Here is a 25,521-nt window from a genome sequence, read left to right as displayed (position 1 = left end):
GAGAAAATATGAAAACAAATAAATTAGACCAATTCTATACTAATCCTTTAATTTCAGATAACTTAGTAAGTGTTGCGAAAAGTTTATTACCATCATTTTTTTTTAGTTCTACTAAATTTATTGAACCTAGTGCAGGAACAGGAAACTTTTTGATTTCATTAATGAAACAAGGAATTAATAGTGAAAATTTAATAGCGTATGATATTGAACCTAAACATCCTTTGTGTAAAAATGCTGATTATCTAAAAACTACAAATTTTACTGTAAAATATTGTTAAGAGAAGCGTTTGCACTTCAAGGTTTAAAAAAGGTAAACTAGGACACAAATCCTAGTTTATTTATTAGACTTTTTTATAAAAAAATAGTTGAATTAATCAACTATTCTTCGCTTTCTATTTTAAATAATGAGTCATTCACTCAAACAATATCACCTGGTTTGATTTTTGTGCTCCGTCCTTTAGCTTCATTACCATTGATAATAACTTTATTTACTTTAAGAAAATTTTTAGATTCTCCTCCAGTACTGGTTTCTTGAATTTTTTTAAGAAATTGACTTACTTTGATCGAATCTCCATAAATTTTTACTGTCATTAGTCTCCTTAATATCTTCTTAAAGGTGTAATTACTTGTTTGTTATTTTCATTAGATTTACTTACTATTAACATTATATTACCATTTTTATTAATACATAAATTTATTTCATCATTTTCAAAAGCTGTTAATGCATCTTTAATAAAAACATAATTAAAATCAATATCAATAGGATCACCAATTAATTCAAATTCAGTTGTGGAACCAGTTGATTGACCAATATCACTTAAATTAGTTGATAAAGTTAATAAATCTTTATTAATTTTGAATTCAACTCTATTGTATTTTTCTTGTTGGATAAAAACAACTTTATTTAATAAATCAAGTAATTCAGATTTTTTAATACTAATTTTTCTACTAAATTCAGTAGGAATTATACCTTCAAAAGAAACGAAAGGAACATCAACAATTGAAGATTGAATTATAGTATTTTCATAAACAATTCCCACTTTAGATTCGTCTATAAACATTATTACATTCTTTGGTGCTTCTTTTGTTATCATATTTTTAATATTTTTACTTTCAATTGAAAAATTAACGTTAATAGGTTTATTTATTTTAATTGTTTCAGTTGAGAGTCTAAATGTGTCTGTAGCAACCAATCTTAAAATATCATTTTTACTTGAAAAATTAATACATTTCAAAATTAAACTTTTTCCACTTGTTTCGCTTGAAGCAGAAAAAGAAACATTTCTTATAGCTTTTTCCAATTTATTTGTGTTTATTTCAAAGCTATTTTCCGGTTTCTTAAAATCAATATTTGGAAATTCAATATCAAAACAATTTAATGCATAAGAAATCTCATTTTCTCAAATTTTAATAGTTTTACCATTTGATTCTACTGATATTTCATTATTTAATTTTTTAATGATATTTTTAAAGTATTGGTTATTAATTAACACAGTTCCAGGAACTTCCACTTTTATGTTAATTTCATCGACTTTTAATATTTTTTTAGTTGACATTAAACCATTAGATGCTATAAAAGTTATTTTATCAAAAGAAACATCAATTTTTACACAACGAAAAGGCATAAAAACATTAATTGAATCTACGTATTTACTTATGAATTCTATTGTTTGATCTAAAATATTTTTTTTAATTGTGAATTTCATTTGAATCTCCTAAAGATATAATTAATATATAATGATTTTTTTGTTGATAACTTATAAAAAACGATTTTATGTTTATTTATTCAATAAAAAAATCACTTTTTAATTAAAAACCATTGTTGATTAAATTGTTATTTAATTTTGTAAAGTTCGTTATTCAAATAGTTATAAGCCATTTTGAAACTGTTCGAATTTTCTTCTTCTTTCTTTTTAAGAGCATTTGTAACTGTTGAATGATCTCTACTAAAATAAGAACCAATTTCTTCTAAAGAAATTTTAAGATTAGCCCTTATTAAACACATAGCTATATGTCTAGCTGTTACAATATTTTTATTGCGTTTTTTTCCAATAATTTCTTTTTTTGATATTTTGTAATACTTACATACTTCTTCAATTATCAAATCTGGTGTGATATTTTCTTTATTTTTTATAACTTCTTTAAAAATTGAAGCAACAACAGGATAAATATAATTTGAATTCAATATGTCACTCTTATAAAATTTAATCCTATTTATTGCACCTTCTAATGATCTTATTGACGCTTGGAAATTTTTTATAATAAATGCCCTAGTTTTTTCATCAAATTTTGTTTTATCAAATTCATTTTTTTCTAATAAAGCATCTAAAATAGTATTCAAGTCATGATCAGAAGGTATTTTTATTTGACTCTGAAAACCAGATGCTAACCTAGTGATAATTCTATTATCGAATAAACCTTTTAATTTTTCTAATGGATATTCGCTCGCTATAATTGTAGGTTTTTCATATTGAATCCTGTAGTCTATAATTTGAAAAATGAAATTTATTGTAGCTTTTTTGTTACCTTCTCCAAAAATTTGAAAATCATCAAAGAGTATTAAATCACAGTCGGAATAAAAACTAATTAATTTTGAAATTTTCAATTGATTATTTTTAGCTAAATATGTTGAAATATTACGAGTAAATTCAACAGGATTTACATAAATCGTTTTTTTCTTTTCTTTTTCGAATTCAAGTTGAACGCCCTTAAGCAAATGAGTTTTTCCTAAACCTGATAGAGAAGAAATATAAATAGGATTAAATTCATTAATTCCGTTTACAGCAAACATACAAGCTTTAATAGCTTCTTTATTAAAATCACTTTCAATATAATTAGATAAAGAATATTTTTCATTAATTGTGTCATTTTTTAAATCAACTTTAATATTTTTTATAAAATCATCTTCTTTTTCGTTTTTGTTTTTTTCGGACTTGGATGTTGTTTTTCTTTCCTTTTTAACATTTTTTAAATCTTCGAGAGTTAAAAATTTATAAATGCATCCATAACCAAAAAAATCACTAACAACTTCAGTAATAATATCTTTGTAGTGGTCGCTAAAAATTTTAACCATTTCAGAATCAACAGAAAAAACTATTCCTAAATCCGAATTATCTAACTCAACTAAATCAAGATTATCAAGAAAGGTTTTTCAAATCATCCTATCATCAATTTTTTCTTTTGCTGATTGAATAAATTTTTTCTTATTTGCTGCAATATTTAAACCTAATTTATTATCCATTATTATTTAATTTTAAAGTAAATAATAAAAAAATAAAAAATATTGTTAATAAAGTGTATTTATAACATTTTTTACCTAGTTTATTAACAAAAAATAATACTATAAAATAGGGTTTATTTATAGTTATCAACAATATATTTAAATATATACTTTTTTTGTTTATAACTATGTTATTAAAAGTTGTAAAAATCAAAATTTATTTATAATTATAAAATATAAAAAAGGAGTAATATGTTTGATACTATAGCTGCAATAAGTTCTGGAAATAAAGTTAATCAACCAATATCTATAATAAGAATTAGTGGACCTGAAACAATTAACATAATGAAAAACATTTTTAAAGGAAGAATAGGAAAAGATCATGAAATAACTTATGGACACATATTGGATAAATCCAATAATATTATTGATGAAGTTTTAGTTATGTGATTTGTAGGTAAATTAGATGCTGAAAACAATTTGATTTTTAATAATTATGTAGGCGACACTTTAGTTGAAATAAATTGTCATGGTGGTATTTTGGTAACTAATTTAATTTTAGAATTAATATTAAGTTATGGAGCTAGATTAGCATTACCAGGTGAATTTACAAGACGTGCTTTCTTAAATGGAAAAATGGATTTGGTGAAAGCTGAAGCTGTTCATGATTTAATCATGGCTAAAACAAAAAAACAAGCTAGTGCAGCTATTAAGAAATTTGATGGTAATACTTCAAAATTAATTAATGATTTAATAAAAGAAATCGAATATCTTATAGGTTTATGCGAAGTAAACATTGACTACCCTGAATACGATGACCTTGAAAAAGTTGATGATGAAATAATGAAAGAAAAATTAAGTGAATTAATTAAAAAACTTAAAGAAATTGTTGTACTAAGTCAAAACTCAAGATTGATTTTTGATGGTGTAAAGGTTGCTATCTTAGGAAAACCTAATGTTGGTAAAAGTAGTTTATTAAATGCACTATTAAATGAAGAAAAAGCAATTGTAACTGATATTGCTGGTACAACCAGAGATATTATTGAAGAAAACATTCAATTAGACGGAATTTTATTCAAATTAATTGACACAGCTGGACTACGCGAAACTGATGAAAAAATTGAAAGTATTGGTATTAAAAAATCACTCGAACAAATTGAACGAGCTGATTTATTAATACATGTTATGGACCCTAAACAAAAAAATGATAATTTCGATTTAATGATAAAAGAAAAAGCATTTGAATTAAACAAAATTTATATTCCAGTTGCAAATAAAAAAGATATCTCCAATAAAGAAGAAACTGAAAAAATCATTTCAGATTTAAAAATAGACAAATTAACCTATATTTCAGCATTAAAAGAAGATATAGAAGACCTTAAAAATGAAATGATTAATTTGTTTAAAGATATAGATATTGAAAGTGATATAATGCTAACAAATACTAGACAATTATCTCTAGTTCAGGCTGCATTCAATAGCTTAACCGATGCTTTAAATAGTCTTAATTACGATATGACTTTTGATGTTATTATTGTAGATATTACTAAAGCTTGAGAATCATTAAAAGAGATTACTGGTGTTGCTGACAAAGAAGATTTATTAGATGCGATGTTTTCTAATTTCTGTCTAGGAAAATAAAGGAGTAAAAATGAAAAATTTAAAAGTTTTGGAAGCAAGTTTTGGAACTTTAGCTTTAAAAGTAAAGAACTTACATTGAAATGTTAACGAAGATTTTTTTACATTACACAAACAATTAGACAAATTATATGAAGATGTTAATGATTTTACAGATAGATATGCTGAAAAATTAGTTATGTTAGACAATCTGGCTTTAGGTTCATTCGAAGAAATGAAGGAATTATCTTTAATTAAAGAAGTTAAATCAAAATGATTTAGTGCTAAAGAAGTAAAAGAAACTGTAATTAATGATTTAACATTAATTATTGATTATGTTTTGGCTCATAGAGATGAAGAAGAAACATGCTTGATTGACCCATTATATGATGATACTTTAGAAAAATTATTATTCTGACGCTGAAATTTTAAAAAAGCTTAATGAGATAATAAACCAGTAAAAAGCTGGTTTTTATTTGAATTTGTAGTTAAACTTCTTTGATAAAATTAAAATATGTTTAAAGATTTAAATGCATTATTTAATAGTGTTTATGATACAGAAAAAGCGATTGAAATTTATGCTAACTCATTATCTAATGTAGGATTATGGAACTCTGAGAGAATATTAATAGATAAATATAAAAAAGATAAAAAAGTTTTTCTAGATTTAGGAACAGGTGTTGGAAGAATTCCTTTTAATCTCAAGAATTTTGGTTTTGAAAAAATTTACGCAAATGATTTAAGTGAAAAGTTTATTTTTATTGCAAAATTAATAAATGAACATGAAAAAAGAGATGATATTGTATTTTTACATCTTGATTCTTCAGTTCTAACTTCTAAGATTGAAAAAGAATCAATTGATCTAGCATTTTACAGTTTTAATGGGATTATGTGTATTCCTACCGAACAAAAAAGAATTAAAGTATTAAAAGAAATTTATAAAATTCTAAATAAAAATGGAATAGCAATTATTACCGCAACTAATCGTGATAGTAGTTCATACATTAAAGATTTCTTTGATAGAGAATTATCTAAATGAGAATTAAATAAACAAGATAAAAATTTGGAAAAATTTGGTGATACAACTTATAACTTTGATGGTGTGGATGGATTTATTAGATATACATCCAATGAAGAAATGATTGAATTTATAACAAAAAATACAAAATTTAAAATTCTCGAATATATCACAAGAGATGAATTAACTGAAGAGGACGAAGTTGTCCAAGAATTTGGTAATAACACCACATTTTGAGTTTTAAAAAAATAAAATAAAAACCACTTAGAGTGGTTAATCAATGATTTTAACATCAAAACTTGTAACCTTTTCATCAAAAAAGGATGCAAGTTTTTTTATTTCTTCATCACTTAATTTTAAATTTTTACTGTTGTGTAAGTTAATTAAACCTATATCTCATCTTAATTGATATTTATTTGATAATAAGAAATCAATTAAATCTTCCATAAATCATTCATAATATTTTTCGTTAAATTCTAAATTTCTGAAAATTCCTTCAATATTTATTTCAAAAGTTCTTTCATTAAAACTTGTTATTTTGAAATCGAACGAAAGATCTAAATCTTTAGCTGTTTTAATAATTTTTATTTCATCTAGCATTTTTTATCCTCTAAAACCTTATTAATATGATTATAAATTTCACCAGAAATTTCATTATTTTTTAATGCATAATCAATATTTGCTTTAACAAATCCAGAAATACTTCCTAAGTCGTAGCGTGTTCCTTGAAATTCATAAGCAAATATTTTTTCATATTTCATAACTCTCTTAAAAGCGTCAACGACTTGAATTTCACCATTAACAGTTGGTTTAGTATTTTTTAAATAATCCAAAATTCTTGGGTTAAAAACATAACGGCCTAAAATAGCTTTATTTGAGGGAGCTTCATCTACGCGAGGTTTTTCCACAGCATCTTTTATTTCAAAGTAATTATTTTCTCTTTCGTCATTGTTTTTTGGAACCACAATACCATACTTATTTACATCCTTATTAGGAACTGATTGAACACCTAAAATATTAGCTCCATTAGTTTCATAATAAAAATCTATAAGTTGTTTTATAGCCGGTTTTTCAGAATAAATTAAGTCATCACCTAAAATAACTGCAAAAGGTTCATCATCAATATAATCATAAGCACAAGCTAAAGCATGTCCTAAACCAAGTTGTTCTTCTTGAATAACAACTGAAATTAAAGCTTCTTTGTTTGTTTCTTTAACAATTTTTAATAACTCTTTTTTACCTTTAACCCTTAACTCATTTTGTAAGCTTTGATCGACAGAAAAATACTTAACAATATCTTTTTTTCTAAAGCTGGTAATTAAAATAATTTCTTCAATACCAGATTGTATTGCTTCATCAACAAGATAATCAAGAGCAGGTTTATTCAAAATTGGTAATAATTCTTTTGGAGTGCTTTTAGTATAAGGTAAAAATCTAGTCCCCCACCCAGCGCAAGGGATAATAACTTTTTTAATTTTTTTAATTTCCATGAAATTATTATACTAATTTAGTAATTTTAAATAATATGAAATTATTAACGTACAAGTTAATTAAAACATATTGTATAATTTTAAATATGGACAAAAATAAAAACTCTGATATATATGAAAAATCAATAAAAAGTGTTTGAAGAAAAGAAAGAGAAAAATTAATAAAAACCCTCAAAAATAATGAAATACCTTTATGGCTTAACGATAAAGTTGATAATTTTATAAAGAGAACTTATTTAAATGAAAATAGTAAAAAAGAAATAATTGAAAGACTGTTAAAGGGTGATGAAATACTTGTAACTTTCTTTATGAGAGATCCTAAGAGACAAAATATTTATGAAAAAATATTTATTAAGGAAATGATTAAAAACAATATTGAAGTTATTAAACTTAATAGTTCAGGTAAAAATGCTTTCTATGTTATAGATGATGAGGTTAAAACAAATATTGTAAAACCAATAGGACATAAATCATTAGATTTTCTTATTAAAATTAAAAATAAAGAAATTTATTTAATAAATAAATATACAAACGAAGAGGGTGGGGGTCAAGATAACCAGTTTAATGATGTTATTATTCAATTAAAAAATATAGGTACAAAGACAAGAAATAAAGTTTGAGTATGCTTAGACGGTGAATATTACACAGAAGACAAAATAGATAAATTAATATCATTAAACAAAAATGCAATAATAACTAATTTGCAATCATTAATTAAAAAAGCTAAAGATAATAAAAAATTATAAATCTATTGAATTTATTATCATTTTAATTGTTTTAAAGTCTAATCTTCTTCTAAATTGATTTTGTTTCGAAACACCCTTAAACGGAGATCATAGGTAATCACAGTTAGAGTTTCTTAACTCTTTTATCTTTTTATTCAATTTTTCAATAAAAAAATCATCTACACTAAAATCCTCAACTAACATTTTGACTTTATGTCTATCTGTTGGTTTTATTTTGGTATCTTGTTTTCAATTTTTGTCAAAAAATCTTATATTATTTTTGTTTATTGTGTTGTCACTTGTATTTACACACAAATTACCATCAATATAGTTAAAATAAACTTTAAGGCTGTTTTGAGTTTTTAATATGTTTTTGAGGTTATTTTTTAGTGATTTAATATCGCTTATTAAATTATTATTTTCATATAGTAAAAAATTATCATCATTTTTTTTGTTATCAAAATAAGCTAGTGCAACAGGATGTTCGGTGTCTTCAAAATTATTTTTATTAGGAAGCAATTGAAAAGCGAATAACTTTTTTATTAAAAATTGGTCGTTTTTTCTATTACTATTTATCAACGTTGTTGGAATAATGGCTATTGTGAATCTTACATTTCTTAAACATCTATCAAGCGATAATTTATATAGATCATCATAGTTTTGAAAATCAACACTTAGTTTCATTCTCTTAGAAGAACTTTTAGACAAATAAGGTGGATTTGTAACAACTAAGTCAAAATTTTTGTAGTTTCAATTATTAATGCTATCGTTTTTTTTAACATTAACATCCTGGGGTTCTATATCGAAAGAAGAAAAATCTAAGTCATGTTTAGATTCCTGTAAAAACTTAATTAAGTTGTTTTTACCAGCAAAAGGTTCTAAAATTTTTTTATTTCAAAGATTATTATCATTCATAAAATTTTGAAAGACTAAATTTCCTTCAAAAACATTAAATTCTGTAAAAAATTGACCATTTTGAATCTTAGACATCCTTACCTCCGCATATTGTTTTTTATAAATCTAAATACATTTTTTAATTTTATATATTATATCTTATTTGGACTTTTTCACTTTAAAAATATATAATTTATACGTTATGACACTCATAAAAAAAATAGAAATTGTAAAAAAATTGTCTAAAAATAACAAAGGCATTTTAAAAATTAAAGATATGTCAGATTTAGGTCTTTCAAAGTCTTCGATTTATTATTTCTTAAAAAAATATAATTACAAAAAAATCGGGCGTGGAATTTATATTAGCAAGGACACTTGAGTTGATGAAATGAAAATATTACAAAAACGCTTAAAAAATGCTATTTTTTCGCACGACACAGCATTATTTTTATTTAATATTACTGACGTAGCTCCTTCAACTTATTCTATGACTGTTATAAATGGATATAATACAAAACACTTAAAAAATGATCCAGTAAGATTTTTTAGAACATCAAAACATTTATTTGATTTAGGTATAACTGAAATTGAGACACCTTTTGGTAATAAAGTTAAAGTTTACAATGTTGAAAGAACTATATGCGATTTACTAAGAAATAGAAATAAATTAGACATAAGATTTATTCAGGAAGAATTAAAAAATTTTATTAGAACAAAAAATATAAATTACCGTTTACTTGAAGATTATTCTAGAAAATTTAGAGTTTCAAAAATACTCAATACTTATTTGGAGATTTTACTTTAGAAATGTTAATACTTAATTTCAAAATAGTCTAATAAGTATTTGATAGTATCTTGACCATCATAACAAGTTTCAATAAGAAAATTAGGAGTATATTTATATTCTTGTAAACCGCGATAATAAAACCATTTTTTCTTATCCTCAATTATAAAAGGAATAATGTTATTTCTTAAACACTCTTTGAAAGCTATTAGTCTACCAACCCTTCCACTCCCATCTTGGAACGGGTGTATTAGCTCAAATTTATAATGAAAATCTATAATATTTTCAAAAGAAACTACAAATAATTTGTTGTATCAGTCAAGCAGATTTTTAATATCTATTGCAACGTTTTTTGGGTCTGATGTTTCGATATCTCCAATCATATTTGGTTTTGTTTTGTAATCTCCAATTTTAATTCAATTATTGAATTCAGATTCAGTACCGCTTTTAAGAATAAAATGTAATTGTTTTATGAATTCTTCATTTAATTCTTTTTCAGCATTGTTTATGCAATGATTTATAGCTTTAAAATGATTATTAGTTTCGATAATGTCATCGACATTAATTAAATCATTGTTTACAAAGGTTCTTGTTTCATATATTAAGCGTGTTTGTTCTTCGTTCAATGAATTACCCTCTATGTGATTGGAATTGTATGTCATTAAAATCTGGAGTTTATGATAAAGTCCACCCCTTATTTTCTGTTCCATTTCATCTCTAAGTGTCTGTAAAACTTCATTTTTTGAAATAATTCTAAAAATATCATCTTCCTTGCAATTTAAAAATAAACACAATTTATTTATTACTGCTTTTGATATTTTTTCACCTTTTGAAATTTTAGCTATAGTTCTTGATGATATTTTTAACTTTGATACTAAGTCAGATTTTTTTAAATTGTTCTTTTTTAGAATTTCTAATAAACCATGATAATCGTACATTTTAACCTTTTCTTTACTTATTGTATTAAAATTAACTAAAAAAGTAAAGGAATTTTAGTATTTTCAACAATAAAAGTAAAGAAGAACAAAATATAACATCTTACAAAATTCTATTAAAAATATTTCTTAATAGTATAATTAATACTAATTGAGACAGGAGTAATATGTTAAACATTAAATTCATTTTAGAAAACGAAGAAAAAGTAAGAAATGGTCTATTAAAAAGAGGTTTTGATATAGCTGTTTTTGATGAAGCTGTTGAATTAGCTAAGGATCGTGGACAAACTATGTTCGCGAGCCAACAAAAGAAAGCTGAATTAAGTAAATTTTCTCAACAATTTTCTGAATTTAAATCTAATAAAGAAAAAATAAAGCAATTACAAGAAGAAGTTAAAAAAATTAAAGACGAACAATTGAGTTTAGAAGAAAAAACTAAAAATTTAAATGATAGATTGAATGAATTATTATTAAAAATTCCTAACTTACCACTTGATGAAGTTCCTGAAGGAATTGATGAAACAACAAATGTTGTTTTAAGAACTAGAGATAAAATTGGACGTGGTTTAGTATCTGGTGTTTTACCACACTATGAATTAGCTGAAAAATTAAAATTATTTGATTTGGAAAGAGGTGCTAAACTAAGTGGTTCAAGATTTGTTTTATATACAAATTATGGAGCTAAATTATGTCGTGCTTTAATGAATTTCATGCTTGATTTACACGAAACTAAGGGATATATAGAAATTCTTCCACCAGTTTTAGTAAAATCAGAAATGCTTTATGGTACAGGTCAATTACCAAAATTCAAGGAAGATTTATTCAGCATAAATGATTGAAACTTGTATTTGATTCCAACAGCAGAAGTTCCACTTATAAACATCCATAATAATGAAATTATTGATCTTACTAATCCAGTTAGAGTTACTGGTTTTACGGAATGTTTTAGAAGTGAATCTGGTAGTTCAGGTAAAGATACTAAAGGTATTATCAGACAACACCAATTTAAAAAAGTTGAACTTGTTAAAGTAACATCCCAAAAAGACGCTATTAAAGAATTTGAAATGATGCTAGAAGATGCTAAAGACGTTTTAGAAAAACTCGAAATTCCATATAGAGAGTTACTTTTATGTACTGGTGATTTAGGGTTTTCATCTAGAAAAACAATTGATTTAGAATTATGATTACCAAGCGAAATGAGATTTAGAGAAGTTTCAAGTGTAAGTTATATGGGCGATTTTCAAGCTCGTAGAGCTATGATTAGATACAGAGATGAAAATAATGAAACTCAATATGCCCACACAATGAACGGTTCTGGATTAGCTATTGATAGAATTCTTGCTGCTATTTTAGAAAATTACCAAAACCAAGATGGAAGTTTAACAATTCCTAAGGTTTTAGTTCCATATATGAACGGTTTAGAAATAATAAAATAACATTTAATGCACTTAAGTGCGTTTTTTGTTTATTTTAACCCTTTCTATAGTATAATAATTTAAATATTTAAAAGATTTTTTATTGTCTTTTTTATATTTGATATTTAATTTAATAAAAATTTATTTTGTTTTATAATTTATTAGCTTATTTTAGAAATTTTTAAAGGAGATAAATATGAGTAAAAGAACTTATCAACCTAACAAACGTAAACACGCAAAAGTTCACGGTTTTAGAGCTAGAATGAAAACTGCAAATGGTAGAAAAGTTTTAGCAGCTAGAAGAGCTAAAGGTAGAAAATACTTAACTGTTTCTGACAAATAGTTAGTTCAAAATGAAAAGAAAATATCGGCTAAAGAAAAATTGAGAGTTCGAGAGTGTTATACTTTCTAAACTGCAAATTTCTAATAAAATGGCTGTTATTCACTACGTCCCACAGGCTGAAGTAAAAATAGGAATCACCGTTCCTAAAAAATTTGAGAAGGCTGTTGGACGAAATTTCTATAAAAGACAAATGCGTGCCATTTTACAAAGTTTTAATATAAAAGATTTGAAATATAAAATTGTTATAATTGTTAGAAAAAATTTTATAATTGAAGAAAATTTTGAAATTAAACAAAAAATGGTGCACAAATTATTGGAACAATTATTAAATGAAAAAAACTAAAAGTCATTTAAGATCAGAAAAGTTTAATTATTTTACCGAAGGTCAAGATCCTAAAGAAAAACGTAAGTCAAAATTAAAGAAAATATGACGTTGAACAAAGATTGTCTTATATGTTCTTATTTTTGGTCTTACCTTAACAGGGTGTGTTCAATCATTTGTGATACCTTCAAGTACAACTACAGGTAATGCAATTGAAATTTATCTTGATAAAGATAAAGTTGCACCGCATGTTACAACATTAAAAGTTGATAAAGAAACAATCGCTTCAGCAAGCGGTGATAGCGAAGATAAAACTACTACTAATTTAAGTTTTGAAGTTATCAAAATTGATGACTTAGTTAACAGACAAATTACAGATAAAAAAGTAATAAGTGATTTAAGAGATAAAACAAAAAACGAAAAAGGTGAATATGGAAAATATGATTCATATTCTTCTGCTATTAGTATTTACCAAAATAGTGATAAACAATATTTGGGTGAAAAACCAGAAAATTATTTATACTCAAAAAATGGAAACTATTTATTCATGAGTGACACAGCTCAAGAATATAATCCAATCAACACTTTCACAAATATTTATCTTGTAGCTCAAGCTGGAACTAAAGATAAAGATAGTAATTCGTTAAAACCAGGTGGTGCTCCAAACATCACTTTAGAGTTTGGTGATCACGGAAGAATTATTGGTATTACAGGACTTGCGCAAATTTCAAATGATTTTACAAATCCTAAAGATAAATTCTCAAGAGATATTCTTCAAACTTTTTACAACGAATCTATCTCAAAATGAGATGTTACTCAATACTTAGAAGGTTTAACACCATCTGAATTCATTAAAGTTAAAATTTATGACAAAATTGTAAATGGTGAAATTCCAGAATTAACAAAAGTCCAATATGATATTTTAAATAAATATAATTCAGTTATTAGTTCATATTTATCTGCTGTTAATATTGGATACAACAGTGACCAATTAATGACTTTCACTTCTTTTGTTGTTAAAGCTGAAAATAACGAAAACGAAGATAAAGTTGAAGGAGCAACTTCAACTACTACAAATAAAGAAGAAACTAATAAACCATTAGAATTATCTATAAATAGAAGTGAATGAGAAAATAACAATAAATTCAAAACTTATGATGCTATTAAATCTACATCATTAACTTATGCTGGTGACAGAGCTCAAAAAGTTCTGACAACTTGAGCTGATTCATGAGCTCTTGGACCATTCTACGGATTATTCATTTATCCACTAGCGGCATTAATGCAAAGTATGTCAATCATTACACCTATTTGAGCTGGTTGAGGTTCAATTTGAATTATTGTTTTTGCTGTTGTTGTTACTAAAACACTCGCGTTAGCTATTTCATTTAAATCAAGATTCTCTCAATCTATCCAAGATGATTTAAGAGTTAAAAAAGCAGCTATTGAAGCAAAATATAAAGGCTTTGAAAATAATAAACAAATGAAAATGCGTAAAAGTCAAGAACTTAGTGCATTATATAGCAAAAATAATATTAATCCAATGGACTCAATGGCCAATATGATTATAACAATGCCTATTTTCATTGCTATTTGAAGAGCCTTACAAATTACTCCAGAAATTAAGTCAACATTTTGATTAACAATTAATTTTGCTTCAACTTCATATCAAAAAGTATTTGAAGGTCATTGACCTTACTTAATTCTTATAGTTGTAGCAGCTGTTGTTCAAATTGTGTCACAAATTCTTCCTAGACTTCTTAATAGAAAGAAAGAGAATCAAAGATTGACAACTGATCAAAAAGCAGCAATCAAAAAATCAGAAAAGACACAAAGAATTATGATGGTTGTGTTCTTGTTCTTCACGATTGCATTTACAGCCGGAATTCAAATTTATTGAATTGCATCTGGAATATGAACAATTTTAGAAACAACAGGAATTCATTTATTGAAAAAAACTAAATGATATAGATTATCTTATTCTAAGAAATTTAAAAAATAATACAACAAGCTAAAAACTTGTTGTTTTTTAATAAATTTTATTAATTATTTTTAACAATACTCAATTAGCAATTATTTCACTATTTTTTATATAAACATACAAACTTTTTTAAAATAAAAAAACAGCGGCGCCCTATTTTCACCTTTCGGCTATCTTCGGCACTAAGAGGCTTAACTACTGAGTTCGGAATGGTATCAGGTGATCCCTCTTGCTATAACCACTGATAATATGATAACACGTTTTTAAATAAACCCAAGCATTTTTTCTATTTTTTTATAACATTTTTTAAATACGGAATCTTATTCCCTTCAAAGTCAAAAAATTCGATATTTTGCTTGTTAAAGTTATCTATTATTCTTAATTCTGGTTCTTCATCATCTATTAAAATTCAAATAGAACCATCTTTTTTATATATTTCATCAACTAAATACCCAATTTCATTAAAACTATCAAAATGTTTATTTTCAAATCTAGTCTTAAAAAGTTGTTTTACAAAACTTCTTTTGATTTTCTTGACTATCTCTCTTTCGCTTTGTACTACTAGTTGAATATAAATTCTATCATCATCCACTTTAAAAAAAGGTAATATGCTATCAGAAATAACATCTCTTCTTAATGATAACTCACCTTTATTGTCATTTAAAAGAGAAATAAAATCTATTCAATCCATGCAAATTTTTAATGGATAAAGATTTTCCATTTCCTTATTAAAGAATTTTTTTTCTAATAACACACCAGAAAGTGAAAAAGTCACATTTCTTTCATTTAAGTAATTTGAAATAGTAATAATACTTTGTATTGGATTTTTTTGATTCATACTAAAATTTTAATCTTTTATTTTGAAAAATCACTTAAATAAATTAACCACCTTTTGGGAACTAAATCTTGACAAAAATAAAACTGTTATTAACCAATATCTATACTGTTTGAGAAATATTTTTGATTTTGTAGATAAAATTAATACTATATAATTTTTAAAATATATTTTAAATATTAGATTTGAGGTAAAAATGGCAAAAAAACAAAAATCATTTTTTGAAAAATTGGCTGAAAAAAATGATAAGCATTTAGAAAGAACTAAACCAAAAATTATTAAGAAAAGAAACACTAAAGCCTATGTTATTTTAGGTCTTTTAGGTGTGGTTGTTGCTACCTCTATCGCTGTACCAGTCACTGTTAACACAGTTAAAGTGAATTACACACCAGCATTAAGCGATAGCGATAAAGTTCTTGAATTCGTCAAACCTGATGATTCTAAGACTCCAATCAATGTCGAAGATATTTTAGGAAAATTAGAAGCGAATAAAAACACTAATAGCGAAAATACAGAAAAAATATATAAAGAAGCAATTTTCTATCTTTATGAGCAAGAAGTAAAAGCATCTAAAGAATTTCAACGTTTATGAAACGAATCTCTTTATGCAGGTGATACTGAAAGAACAGACATTGCTCTTAAATCATTAGATGAAGTTAGAAAAGAACAAGAAAACAAGATAAAAGATTTAAAAAGACAAATTCAAGCAGGATATGGATTTGATAACTGAGAAAAACAATTTAATTCAGTTATAACCAGTGAAGAATATGGTAACGCTACTTCAGAACAAGAAGCAGTAAATTATTTAATTATTAAAGCAATCGAAAAAGATGCCTTAAGAAAATTTACTATTGAATCATCAATAAACTCATATTTTAAGAGTCAAAATGATGTAAATAGAGTTGCAATGCGTGATATTTATTATGTTGATGAAAATAACAATAATGTTGTCGATGAAACAACAGGAAAACCAAAAATTATGTTCCACAAAGGAGAAAAAGTTTTCCCACAATTCATTGAAGGAAAAAATTATTTCATTGATAAAAACTCAAATAAGATAACTCTATTAAAGTCAAGTAGTTTTGTAACTGAAAATTGAGACACCATTTTAGATTACTTTAAAGAATTTGATAAATTAAATAAAAACTATGTTGTAAGTACATTTACTATTCCAGGTGTTCTTGAAAATTCTGTAACAGGTTCATTTAAAGTTGATAAACAACAATATTTACAATTTTTAATTAACTCATTAATTAATGATGAATTAATTCCTAATTACACTTTAATTCAAAAATTTGATAAATTAGAATATTATCTTCTTGAAAATAACCTTATTTCTAATAGTGCTAAAAGTAATTATGAAAATTATCTAAAACTTCTTTCAATAGATGACTCTGAAGTAAAGAATAATCTAGGTTCTTTAGGGGTGCAAAATTATTTAACTTTAGCTAAAAATAAAGATATGGCTTATGCATTAAGTACAATGACAGAAATTTTTGAAAATAAAGATTCAAAATTACCTTCTGTTAATTTAAACACATTATTTGAATTTAAGTTTGCTGAAAAAACTGAATTAAGAATTGAAAATCTTAAAAACGAAATTAAAGAACTAAAAGAATCAGAAGAATACAAAAATGGTTCTAGAGAAGAAAAAAACATTATTAAAAATAAAATTATTGATAAGGCTTCTGAAATAATAAGCATTATGGAAGGTGAAATCACTTCTATGAGTGATTTAGAATTCAATCAACAAATCAATGAACTTTATAATAAAGTGTTATCAATAAGTATCAATAATAAAAATTTCTATTCAATCGTTTATTCAATTGAAGGGATGGACAATGCTAAATTAATTCCAACTTCAAAAGGTTTAACTATATTTAAATTTGATGAAGTTACTGACTATGATCATTTAATGAAATTGGTTAAATATGATTTAAATGCTGTAGCAAACGATAAAACTCCTTATTTCAATTCACTTAATATTATTAATAGTGAGTTAGAAAATAAAAATATAGTCCTAAATAAAATGTTAGAAGATAATAATTTTAAAGAATACCTTAAATTAGACAAAAGATTATCATCAAATAATACACAATTCACTGATGAAGATATTAAAAACACTCTTGTATCAAATAATATTTTAATAAATGGTGATAAGCAAGCTGAAGTAATAAATATTTATTCAAAAGTTAACGATTGAATAAAAGAATTGGTAAATAAAGGCTCTGTTTATAATATTTCTCTTGTAAATGGTAAAGTATACATTGATTATGATAAAACCTCAGATAAGCCTAATTTATCTGAAAAAGAATTTGGTGAAATTTTATATCATCAATTAAATGATTACTTAAACGTAGATAAAGGAGAAAATAAATAATGAATAAAATAAAATATTTATTATCAACATCACTTCTTGTTTTACCTGCTTTAAGTGTTGTTTCTTGTGGTAGAGTAGAAAATTCCACTGAAAAAACTAAACAAGATGATGATTTCAGAAGTGATGAAATCAAAAGTATTGCTGAATCAATCTGAACTGAAAAAGTTTTATTAGACTTATATAGTGAAGGAAATAACGAAATAAAAAAACTTTCTGACTATTTAGACAATAAAGAATCAAAGTTTTATAAGGAAGCTCTATTAGCATTTGATATATACGCATCGAATAATTTATCAAAAGATGCAAATTTCTTCGTTAAAATGTATTCAGAATGAAATAAAAAAGGTTGATTAACTGCCGAAGAACAAAAAGTTTTAGCTCCTTTTAATATTCCTACTGTTAAACCTGGAGCTGAGGTGTTTGAATTAATTTATAAAAACGGTAAAACAGAAATTAATAAAACAATCAACAATTCGCTCTTAACATTAAAATACTTCTCAATCAATAATGAAGAAGAATTAAAAAAACTTGATTCTAACTTTGAAACAAACAAAGCTAAGTATGACTTGAATTATTATAATTTAATCAGTTACATAATAGATAGTAAACCATATCAAGTTTGAGAATATGAAGAAACTAATACATCAAACATTTTTGTTACAAGAAATAAAATTCTTAATACAACAAATGATTTTAAAGAATTATTAGCTGACAAATATGACTTAAATTACAGAGTTTCAGAAAACGAAATGCTTCTACCAAATAGAAAATATCTTACTGAATTTGGTGGATATAAAGGAATTGTTGTTAATAATGCTTCTAAATACAATTTAGATTACACATTCAGTAAATTAATTGCAAAAAATAAAGATGCTGTTGTGGATGGTTTCTATTCAAACAATGCAGATAAAAAAATTGTTTCAGTAAATAATGAAGGTAAATTAAGCACATCGATTTCGCTTTATGATGAAGAATCAAAAAAACTTAAAGCAGCTTATGTTGTACAAATAATTCCAACCGTTAAAGAAATTGAAAAAGTTGAAGACGATAAGACTAAAGTTGAAAAAATTCTTTCATTTGATGAATCAATTTTCAAAGATAAATTGACAGAATTAATGATTATGTTAAGTTTTAGTGATACTTCAATAACAACTAAAGCTATTAGTTCATTTAAGAAAATTGGGTATAGATTAGAACCAATTTATGAAATTCTTAAGGAAACTCTCAAAGGAAGTGATTTCATTTAATAATTATGGATATTTTTAAAAAAATAATTGATAGAGAAATTCCTGCATCAATAATTTATGAAGACGATGTTGTAATAGCATTTTTAGATGCATATCCTGAGCAACCAGGACATTTCTTGGTGGTTCCTAAAAGTCAATCTAAAAATATAATTGAAAACTCTGATGAAGAATTTATTTACGCAATGAGAATTGTGAGAAAATTAATTAATGATAGATTAATTAAAAATGGTATAACAGATTTCAGAATTCAAGTTAACACTGGTCCCAAAGCTGGACAAACCATTTTTCACACACACATTCATGTGGTTCCGTATAAATAAGTCCTTTTGGACTTTTTTTATAAAAACTTTTTAAAACTATTTTTTTTAGTATAATAAAAAAGTAAAAAATATATTTTAATCAATTTTTATTGTAAAAAAATAACTTTTTATAAAAATAGAGAGGTAACTATGTTAAAAGAAACAACTAGACAAGAATTAGGTGATGGACTAAAAAATGGAACAAAATTATTAGTTTTTCATGCAACATGATGTGCTCCATGTAGAATGTATAAAAATTCTTTAATTGAACTAAGTGAAAAAGACGGAATTGAAATTTACAGAGTTGATATTGATAAAGATAAAGATTATGCATTAGATATGGGTGTACAATCAATTCCTGCTACATTTGTTTATAAAAATGGCGAAAGAGTTAAAGACTTTTTAGGTTATAGACCATATGAACAATTAGTTGAAGAAATTAAATCATTATAGGGAACTATAGAAAACTATAGTTTTCTTTTTTTATTTAAGTTAAATTTCGATGTTTGAATTCTATGAGAATAAAAAAAGAAAAGCAACCTCGGTTGCTTTCCATTATTATTTAATAAATATATATGAGAGTAAACTATGGATTTACTATGCTATACACAATAATTATAAATAATAGACATGAAATATATAAATAATTTTGAATTGAATAAAAAGTTTTTATACTAAAGAAAAAAATATATAAATAATGTTTTTTGTATTATGAACAATAAACAATGGTTAATTGGAATAATTTAAGCGAAAATTTGCTGCATACTGCATTCCGAACAATATGCAATAAAATTATACTACAATTTTTATTTATAAAAAATTTAATAAAATATAGATATGCAAAATATTTTGAATGTGATAAATGAAAAAATTAATAAAGATAGAAAAAAGTTAAAGAGATATAAATTAGTAGACAAAATTATAAGTTTAAGTATAGCAATACTTAATATTACAGCTGTTGTTTTAGCTTTTATTGCTTTAGTTAAAATATTAAACATTATTAAACTAGAAAATTCATCTCAGTGATATCAAAAAACTTCTCTAGTGTTGATTCTGTGTTTAGCTATTATGATTATTTTTGGTTTTATTTTAACCATTATAATAGAAATTTATAAATATAATGCTAGAACAAATGAATACAAAAAGTACTTAACGACTATTAAAGATTTATATGTAAAGCATTCATCTGGGTTAATTTCTGATGAAGAATTAAGTGAATTCATTGATATTTTATGAATAAATGCAAACCAGAAAAGAAAAATAATTGTAGCAGATGTTGTAAAACAACAATTGAAGAAAGGAAAAAAATAATGTTTGATGCATTAAAAGAATCTAAAAGAACGATTTCAAAAACTAAAAAACAAATAATAGTTTATGGTTTCTTTTACTACTTTCTAAATTCAATCACAATTATTACAACTTTTATTGTTGGTACAATAGCAATAATTTATCTTGCAGGGGCATCTAAATATTATGGAGATACAATAAATCCTTATAATAGTTGATTAAATCAAGACTCTAACTACGTATTAACTACAACAATTATTAACGCTATTCTAAGTTTATTCTCAGGTATCATTTCATTTTTTTTAGTTAACACTAAATTTATTGAAAAAAAATCATTGTTGAATAAATTAAATATGGAAATGATGATTTACAATGAAAAGAAATTTTATTATGGAAATAAAAAGCAAGTTGATAGAGACTATATTCTGTATAAAAGAATATTTTATCTTTCTAACAAGGAAAAATTTGAAAGAGAGGAAATTAAAGAATGAGAAAAGCAAAATTAAAAAAACGTTCTGAATTATTAAATAACCACGAAAAATATAAATCAGTATTAAGAAAATATTTAATAAGCAAATATTGTTTTGTTTTTCTAAGTGTTCTTACTTTAGTTATTTCCTCAATAATAATTATCTTAAATTTATACTCGATAAGATTTAATGAGTATCCTCACCAAACCATGATTTATTTTGTTAGTATAGCTTTTATTTCTGTTGTTGTTACTCTTTTGATTTCTGTACAATCCTTCTTTAATATAACTGACAAAATAACCGTTTTTGAAGACAACATTAACACTAATTTAAAAAGAATTGATAAATATAAAGAAAATAACGAAATAACTAGAGAAGACATTGATGATTTAATGAAGACTTTTTAACTATAAGTTGACTATGTCAACTTTTTTTATTAACTTTCCCATTTAGTAGCATAATGTCCTTAATTTTTCAACATCTTATTCCTTTGAAGACTTTTTTATTATTGATATTTAAACCATTAATTTAACTAAAATTCTTATGTAATTTTTTCAAAAAGTTAATAAAGTTATGTTTTTTATTGAAAATTGATATTTTTGGATTAAACTTGGAAAGTATGTTAACTTAAATAAAATAAAAAAGAACTTAACAAAGTTCTTCTAGCTGAATTTACATAAAACATCTCATGGTTCGATTTCAACAATTTCTTTTTCAGCGGTTTTTAAATATAATTCATTGATATATTTTTTATCAACAATAACCGAGTAATTGAATTCGTCAAATCATTTGTCAGACATAGAGAATATTCCTTTTTTACCTGAATCGCTTCCTCATGAGTTTTCAACCATTCAGTTTGTTACGTTATCTTTTTTATCTAAATTAACACCAACGAATGACATAGCATGAGATAATCCACTTTCGCGATATTGAAGTCTATCGGCTTTTGTAAAATCTGAAGTATCTGAAAAAATATCATTGTAGTTAAATAAATCTGTATCCATTATTCCTAGCTTAGAATTTGAATATTTAGCAACGTCACAACCAAATCAAACAGGGTTACCATCTTTTAATGAATTTATTGTTGCATTTTTTAACTCTTGTAAAGGCACATTTATCATTTTAACTTCATTTTTATTTAAAACGCTATATGCATATTTTAATACAAAAGCACTACCATGTTTATAAATGTTTCTAGGATCATGAATGATGTCAACTTTATCTGTGAATTCTTTACCTACATATTTTTCAAAGAATTCGCTAGGTGTTATGTTTTCAATTTTTTCATATTTTTTATCTTTATCTTTGTATTCAAAATTAAATTTTTTAGGTGGAACACCTAAACATTTACAAAGAATGTCATAAATTTCACTAAGGCAATCTTCTTTAAGTTGTTCTATTTTATCTTTTGAACTAGTTTCTCTAATTAATTTGGCATATTTTCTCAATCTTAAGAATAGATGATCATTCAATTCAAAAGTTCTCTCAGATTGAAAAGTTTCTGGCATAACTTCTTTTGGTACAACTCCATACTTTGTAACTAAACTTTGAAAGTATTCTCAATATCCACCATCAGGAGTTGGTGAAGCTAAAAATTGTTGTACTAAATGATCCGAAATATCTAAATGTTTAGTTAGTTCAATATTTTCAAGAAATGTATTAGCTTTTTCTAATTTATCATAAAAGGCTAAATAATTTTGAGATAGTTCAATATTTTCGATATTAAGTTTTTTCATAACTATTACTCTAGCCATATTTAAGGAAGCAAAAATTCAACATCTACCACTATTTTTTTGATTAGTTATTTCACCTTTTTCTGTTTCTATATTAAAAATAAAATTATGTTTTTTAATTGTGTGATGATTAATACTCGAAGCATCAATTCCGTTTTTTACTATTGTGTTTTCGATAATTTTATTTGATTTAGATTTTGAATATTTAGAGTTAATTTTTTTTAACAATTCTTGTGTTATTTCCATATTAATTTCCTTCTAAAATAATCCACCAAAAGGATTTCCTCCCCTTCCTATAGTTTTACCAAGTTCACTCATTTTTTTAACCATCATGTCATATTCGTTCATCAGTCTATTAAATTCCTGAGCTGTTCTTCCGCTACCTTTGATAATTCTTTCTTTACGTGAAGCTAATTTAAGAAGTTTAGGGTTTTTTCTTTCTTGTTTAGTCATTGAGTTAATTAAAATTTCATAAATTCTCATTTTTTCTTCTGCTTTATCTAATTCTTCTTCATTAATCTTGCTACTTAAATTTCCAGGCAACATTTTTAGTAATTTAGAGAATTTACCAAGTTTTTTCATTTGATTTAATTGGTCTAAAAGATCATCTAAAGTAAAGCTACCAGAAAACATTTTGTTAACCATTTTTGCGGCTTTTTTCTCATCAATTACGTCACTAGCTTTTTCAATAAGTGACATAACATCACCCATACCTAAGATTCTATCTGCCATTCTATCTGGATAAAATAAATCCAAGTTAGCAACTTTTTCACCTGTACCAATGAAACGGATTGGCAAATTAAGAAGTTGTCTAATACTTAAAGCAGCTCCACCTCTAGCATCAGAATCTAATTTAGTAATGATTGTACCGGTAAGTTTTAATTTTTCATGGAAAGTTTGGGCTACATTAATAATATCTTGACCTGACATTGAATCTGCAACAAAGAATATTTCATCAGGATTTGCAACTTTTTTAATCTCAAAAAGTTCATTCATTAAGTTTTCGTCGATTGAAAGACGTCCGGCTGTATCAATAATAATTAAATCATTCTTGTTTTCTCTTGCTTTTATTAAACCGTTTTTAACAATATCTAATGGACTATTTTTAACACCTTCTTCATAAAAATCCATTTGAATTGACTTAGCCAATGTTACTAACTGATCAACTGCAGCAGGACGATAAATGTCTGCAGCTATTAAAAGAGGATTTTCTACAAATTTTTTCTTTCTAAAAAAGTAAGAAATTTTTGCTGTAGCTGTAGTTTTACCACTTCCTTGAAGCCCGACCATCATAATGACGTATGGTTTTTTATTTATCTGCGGTTCTATAAACTTACCACCAAGAATTCTGACTAACTCTTCATGAACTATTTTGATCATTTGTTGAGATGGATTTAGTTTACCAATTAAATTCGATTGAATAGTTTTTTCTTTAACATTGTTAACAAATTCTTTTACAATTTTTAAGTTAACGTCAGCTTCTAGAAGTGACATTTTTATATCTCTAGTAATTTCTTTTAAATCATCTTCAGTGATTGTTGTCTTTTTTGACATTTTTTGCAATGCTTTTTGCATTCTATCTTCTAAAAAATTAAACATGTTTAAATTATAAAAGAAAATTTGGATATAGTACACAAAAGTATTAGTATGTTTTAGTACTTATTTTATTTTTTTATTAATAATTCCATTTTCTAATTCATGAATATTGTAAATATCTTCTAAAACATCAAATGTTTCCTTAAGGATTTTTTTACTTTCTTTTCAACCTAAACCATCTGTAAATCACACAAACTTTAATCCATTAATTTTATTAATCTTTTGTGATAAGCTTTTATAACTTCTTGCTATTTCGTTTAATTTAGAACCGTTTGTAGTATAAAAATTACATTCGCATAAATATATATTTTCTTTCCCAAAAATAATGTAATCAAACTTTTTAATTAAACCTTTTAAATTGTGTAATTCAACAAGTTTATTACCAATTCTCGTTTTTAATTCTGATAATTTCATTTCTTTAAAATATGTACTGTTTTTAACAAAACCTGCATTTTTTATGTGTTCTTCAACAAGATTTTCCATCAATTTTCCGCTTCTATTTTTTCTTGAATTAGAATCTAGACCTACTTCTACTCCTAAAACGTAGTCATATAAATTGCCTACAATGTTATTCTTAATTAAATCGAATAGTCCAGTTTTATGCATAAATAAAACATAATCATTTATTGAGTAATTCATGTTTTTAAAATCAAAATTAAAACTATTGTCCTTATCATTGCAAAAAAGAGTCTTTTCTCTCTTTGCTATAAGAATAGGTATACATTTAAGTGTTTCTGGATATTTTTCAACAATTTTTATGAAATCTTGTTCGATATTCTTTGAACCAACAAGAGAATTTAATATATTTAGTTCTATTTTTAATTCTGAAGCATTTTTATAAACTTTATTAAAGTCTACATAAAAATCATAACTTGCAATATTTGCTTTAAATTTTGAAAATCATTCTTCATAGTTTTTCATATTTTTACC

The 25,521-nt window shown here is 24.8% G+C and carries 28 protein-coding genes and 1 rRNA gene; 17 read left to right on the top strand and 12 right to left on the bottom strand.

The window, feature by feature from the left end:
* Positions 1-8: 8 nt before the first annotated feature.
* On the top strand, positions 9-278 hold the full coding sequence (locus FRW55_RS03485; protein WP_146368741.1) for a hypothetical protein: 270 nt from the start codon (positions 9-11) through the stop codon (positions 276-278).
* 100 nt (positions 279-378) lie between these two features.
* On the opposite strand, the gene FRW55_RS03480 is transcribed toward FRW55_RS03485, so the two are convergent.
* The 3 genes from FRW55_RS03480 to FRW55_RS03470 all read right to left on the bottom strand — a co-directional run bounded on the left by FRW55_RS03480 (position 379) and on the right by FRW55_RS03470 (position 3,241).
* Complete coding sequence (locus FRW55_RS03480) at positions 379-591, bottom strand: RNA-binding S4 domain-containing protein (RefSeq protein WP_146368740.1); 213 nt, start codon at positions 589-591, stop codon at positions 379-381.
* Positions 592-599: 8 nt separating this feature from the next.
* Entirely contained in the window at positions 600-1,706 is a 1,107-nt protein-coding gene (gene dnaN / locus FRW55_RS03475; RefSeq protein WP_146368739.1) for a DNA polymerase III subunit beta, read from the bottom strand.
* Positions 1,707-1,834: 128 nt separating this feature from the next.
* On the bottom strand, positions 1,835-3,241 hold the full coding sequence (locus FRW55_RS03470) for a helix-turn-helix domain-containing protein (protein ID WP_146368738.1): 1,407 nt from the start codon (positions 3,239-3,241) through the stop codon (positions 1,835-1,837).
* Between the two features lie 231 nt (positions 3,242-3,472).
* Here FRW55_RS03470 and mnmE point away from each other — a divergent pair, with 231 nt between their 5' ends.
* The 3 genes from mnmE to FRW55_RS03455 all read left to right on the top strand — a co-directional run bounded on the left by mnmE (position 3,473) and on the right by FRW55_RS03455 (position 6,107).
* The gene (gene mnmE, locus FRW55_RS03465) at positions 3,473-4,861 is read left to right on the top strand and encodes a tRNA uridine-5-carboxymethylaminomethyl(34) synthesis GTPase MnmE (protein WP_146368737.1); all 1,389 of its coding nucleotides are present in this window, start codon (positions 3,473-3,475) and stop codon (positions 4,859-4,861) included.
* A 10-nt stretch (positions 4,862-4,871) separates the two neighbouring features.
* Entirely contained in the window at positions 4,872-5,279 is a 408-nt protein-coding gene (locus FRW55_RS03460; RefSeq protein WP_146368736.1) for a ferritin-like domain-containing protein, read from the top strand.
* A 72-nt stretch (positions 5,280-5,351) separates the two neighbouring features.
* Entirely contained in the window at positions 5,352-6,107 is a 756-nt protein-coding gene (locus FRW55_RS03455) for a class I SAM-dependent methyltransferase (RefSeq protein WP_146368735.1), read from the top strand.
* Between the two features lie 21 nt (positions 6,108-6,128).
* Here the strand turns inward: FRW55_RS03455 and FRW55_RS03450 are convergent, their stop codons facing one another.
* On the bottom strand, positions 6,129-6,455 hold the full coding sequence (locus tag FRW55_RS03450) for a hypothetical protein (RefSeq protein WP_146368734.1): 327 nt from the start codon (positions 6,453-6,455) through the stop codon (positions 6,129-6,131).
* Positions 6,449-7,345, bottom strand: a complete 897-nt coding sequence (locus FRW55_RS03445; RefSeq protein WP_146368733.1) for a UTP--glucose-1-phosphate uridylyltransferase — start codon at positions 7,343-7,345, stop codon at positions 6,449-6,451. Before FRW55_RS03445 ends, FRW55_RS03450 begins: the two co-directional genes overlap by 7 nt.
* 86 nt (positions 7,346-7,431) lie before the next feature.
* Here FRW55_RS03445 and FRW55_RS03440 point away from each other — a divergent pair, with 86 nt between their 5' ends.
* Entirely contained in the window at positions 7,432-8,091 is a 660-nt protein-coding gene (locus FRW55_RS03440) for a hypothetical protein (RefSeq protein WP_146368732.1), read from the top strand.
* Here the strand turns inward: FRW55_RS03440 and FRW55_RS03435 are convergent.
* Entirely contained in the window at positions 8,086-9,060 is a 975-nt protein-coding gene (locus FRW55_RS03435; RefSeq protein WP_146368731.1) for an Eco57I restriction-modification methylase domain-containing protein, read from the bottom strand. The two genes, FRW55_RS03440 and FRW55_RS03435, sit on opposite strands and share 6 nt — an antisense overlap.
* A 106-nt stretch (positions 9,061-9,166) precedes the next feature.
* Between FRW55_RS03435 and FRW55_RS03430 the strand changes: the two genes are divergently transcribed.
* Positions 9,167-9,769, top strand: coding sequence for a type IV toxin-antitoxin system AbiEi family antitoxin domain-containing protein (locus FRW55_RS03430; RefSeq protein ID WP_146368730.1), 603 nt, complete (start codon positions 9,167-9,169; stop codon positions 9,767-9,769).
* Positions 9,770-9,774: 5 nt separating this feature from the next.
* Here FRW55_RS03430 and FRW55_RS03425 read toward each other — a convergent pair whose 3' ends face one another.
* Positions 9,775-10,686 carry a Fic family protein gene (locus FRW55_RS03425; RefSeq protein WP_146368729.1) on the bottom strand — a complete coding sequence of 304 codons (912 nt, stop codon included), beginning with the start codon at positions 10,684-10,686 and terminating at the stop codon, positions 9,775-9,777.
* Positions 10,687-10,850: 164 nt separating this feature from the next.
* On the opposite strand from FRW55_RS03425, the gene serS reads away from it, so the two are divergent.
* The 4 genes from serS (at position 10,851) to yidC (ending at position 14,765) form a co-directional block, all read left to right on the top strand.
* The gene (serS, locus tag FRW55_RS03420) at positions 10,851-12,119 is read left to right on the top strand and encodes a serine--tRNA ligase (protein ID WP_146368728.1); all 1,269 of its coding nucleotides are present in this window, start codon (positions 10,851-10,853) and stop codon (positions 12,117-12,119) included.
* Between the two features lie 175 nt (positions 12,120-12,294).
* Positions 12,295-12,441 carry a 50S ribosomal protein L34 gene (rpmH, locus tag FRW55_RS03415; RefSeq protein WP_146309064.1) on the top strand — a complete coding sequence of 49 codons (147 nt, stop codon included), beginning with the start codon at positions 12,295-12,297 and terminating at the stop codon, positions 12,439-12,441.
* Positions 12,442-12,451: 10 nt separating this feature from the next.
* Complete coding sequence (rnpA, locus tag FRW55_RS03410) at positions 12,452-12,784, top strand: ribonuclease P protein component (protein ID WP_146368727.1); 333 nt, start codon at positions 12,452-12,454, stop codon at positions 12,782-12,784.
* On the top strand, positions 12,771-14,765 hold the full coding sequence (gene yidC / locus FRW55_RS03405) for a membrane protein insertase YidC (RefSeq protein ID WP_146368726.1): 1,995 nt from the start codon (positions 12,771-12,773) through the stop codon (positions 14,763-14,765). Before rnpA ends, yidC begins: the two co-directional genes overlap by 14 nt.
* A gap of 119 nt (positions 14,766-14,884) precedes the next feature.
* On the opposite strand, the gene rrf is transcribed toward yidC, so the two are convergent.
* Both rrf and FRW55_RS03395 read right to left on the bottom strand, forming a co-directional pair.
* Positions 14,885-14,990, bottom strand: a 5S ribosomal RNA gene (gene rrf / locus FRW55_RS03400).
* 40 nt (positions 14,991-15,030) lie between these two features.
* Positions 15,031-15,582, bottom strand: coding sequence for a hypothetical protein (locus FRW55_RS03395; protein WP_146368725.1), 552 nt, complete (start codon positions 15,580-15,582; stop codon positions 15,031-15,033).
* A 193-nt stretch (positions 15,583-15,775) separates the two neighbouring features.
* Between FRW55_RS03395 and FRW55_RS03390 the strand changes: the two genes are divergently transcribed.
* The 7 genes from FRW55_RS03390 (at position 15,776) to FRW55_RS03360 (ending at position 21,669) form a co-directional block, all read left to right on the top strand.
* Positions 15,776-17,959: a HinT-interacting membrane complex protein P80 gene (locus FRW55_RS03390; protein WP_146368724.1), complete on the top strand. Its 2,184-nt coding sequence runs from the start codon at positions 15,776-15,778 to the stop codon at positions 17,957-17,959.
* On the top strand, positions 17,959-19,206 hold the full coding sequence (locus tag FRW55_RS03385) for a HinT-interacting membrane complex lipoprotein P60 (RefSeq protein ID WP_146368723.1): 1,248 nt from the start codon (positions 17,959-17,961) through the stop codon (positions 19,204-19,206). The genes FRW55_RS03390 and FRW55_RS03385 overlap by 1 nt, the downstream gene beginning before the upstream one ends.
* Before the next feature lie 5 nt (positions 19,207-19,211).
* Positions 19,212-19,526 (top strand): histidine triad protein HinT, encoded by a 315-nt coding sequence (gene hinT / locus FRW55_RS03380; protein ID WP_146367625.1) that lies wholly within the window; start codon positions 19,212-19,214, stop codon positions 19,524-19,526.
* Between the two features lie 129 nt (positions 19,527-19,655).
* On the top strand, positions 19,656-19,958 hold the full coding sequence (locus tag FRW55_RS03375; protein WP_146367624.1) for a thioredoxin family protein: 303 nt from the start codon (positions 19,656-19,658) through the stop codon (positions 19,956-19,958).
* A 384-nt stretch (positions 19,959-20,342) separates the two neighbouring features.
* Positions 20,343-20,816, top strand: coding sequence for a hypothetical protein (locus tag FRW55_RS03370; protein ID WP_146368722.1), 474 nt, complete (start codon positions 20,343-20,345; stop codon positions 20,814-20,816).
* The gene (locus FRW55_RS03365) at positions 20,816-21,298 is read left to right on the top strand and encodes a DUF4231 domain-containing protein (protein ID WP_146368721.1); all 483 of its coding nucleotides are present in this window, start codon (positions 20,816-20,818) and stop codon (positions 21,296-21,298) included. The genes FRW55_RS03370 and FRW55_RS03365 overlap by 1 nt, the downstream gene beginning before the upstream one ends.
* A complete protein-coding gene (locus FRW55_RS03360) occupies positions 21,280-21,669 on the top strand; it encodes a hypothetical protein (RefSeq protein WP_146367621.1) in 390 nt (129 codons plus the stop codon). The genes FRW55_RS03365 and FRW55_RS03360 overlap by 19 nt, the downstream gene beginning before the upstream one ends.
* 255 nt (positions 21,670-21,924) lie before the next feature.
* Here FRW55_RS03360 and FRW55_RS03355 read toward each other — a convergent pair whose 3' ends face one another.
* The 3 genes from FRW55_RS03355 to FRW55_RS03345 are packed head-to-tail and all read right to left on the bottom strand — an operon-like array spanning position 21,925 to position 25,512.
* A complete protein-coding gene (locus FRW55_RS03355) occupies positions 21,925-23,241 on the bottom strand; it encodes a C1 family peptidase (RefSeq protein ID WP_146368720.1) in 1,317 nt (438 codons plus the stop codon).
* A gap of 12 nt (positions 23,242-23,253) precedes the next feature.
* Positions 23,254-24,594, bottom strand: a complete 1,341-nt coding sequence (gene ffh / locus FRW55_RS03350) for a signal recognition particle protein (RefSeq protein ID WP_146368719.1) — start codon at positions 24,592-24,594, stop codon at positions 23,254-23,256.
* Positions 24,595-24,654: 60 nt separating this feature from the next.
* Positions 24,655-25,512 (bottom strand): type II restriction endonuclease, encoded by an 858-nt coding sequence (locus FRW55_RS03345; RefSeq protein WP_146368718.1) that lies wholly within the window; start codon positions 25,510-25,512, stop codon positions 24,655-24,657.
* Positions 25,513-25,521 lie beyond the last annotated feature (9 nt).

Origin of the sequence: Mycoplasma anserisalpingitidis, assembly GCF_007859615.1 — a bacterium.
Taxonomy (GTDB): Bacteria; Bacillota_I; Bacilli_A; order Mycoplasmatales; family Metamycoplasmataceae; genus Mycoplasmopsis; species Mycoplasmopsis anserisalpingitidis.
This window is presented reverse-complemented; position numbering and strand designations above follow the sequence as displayed.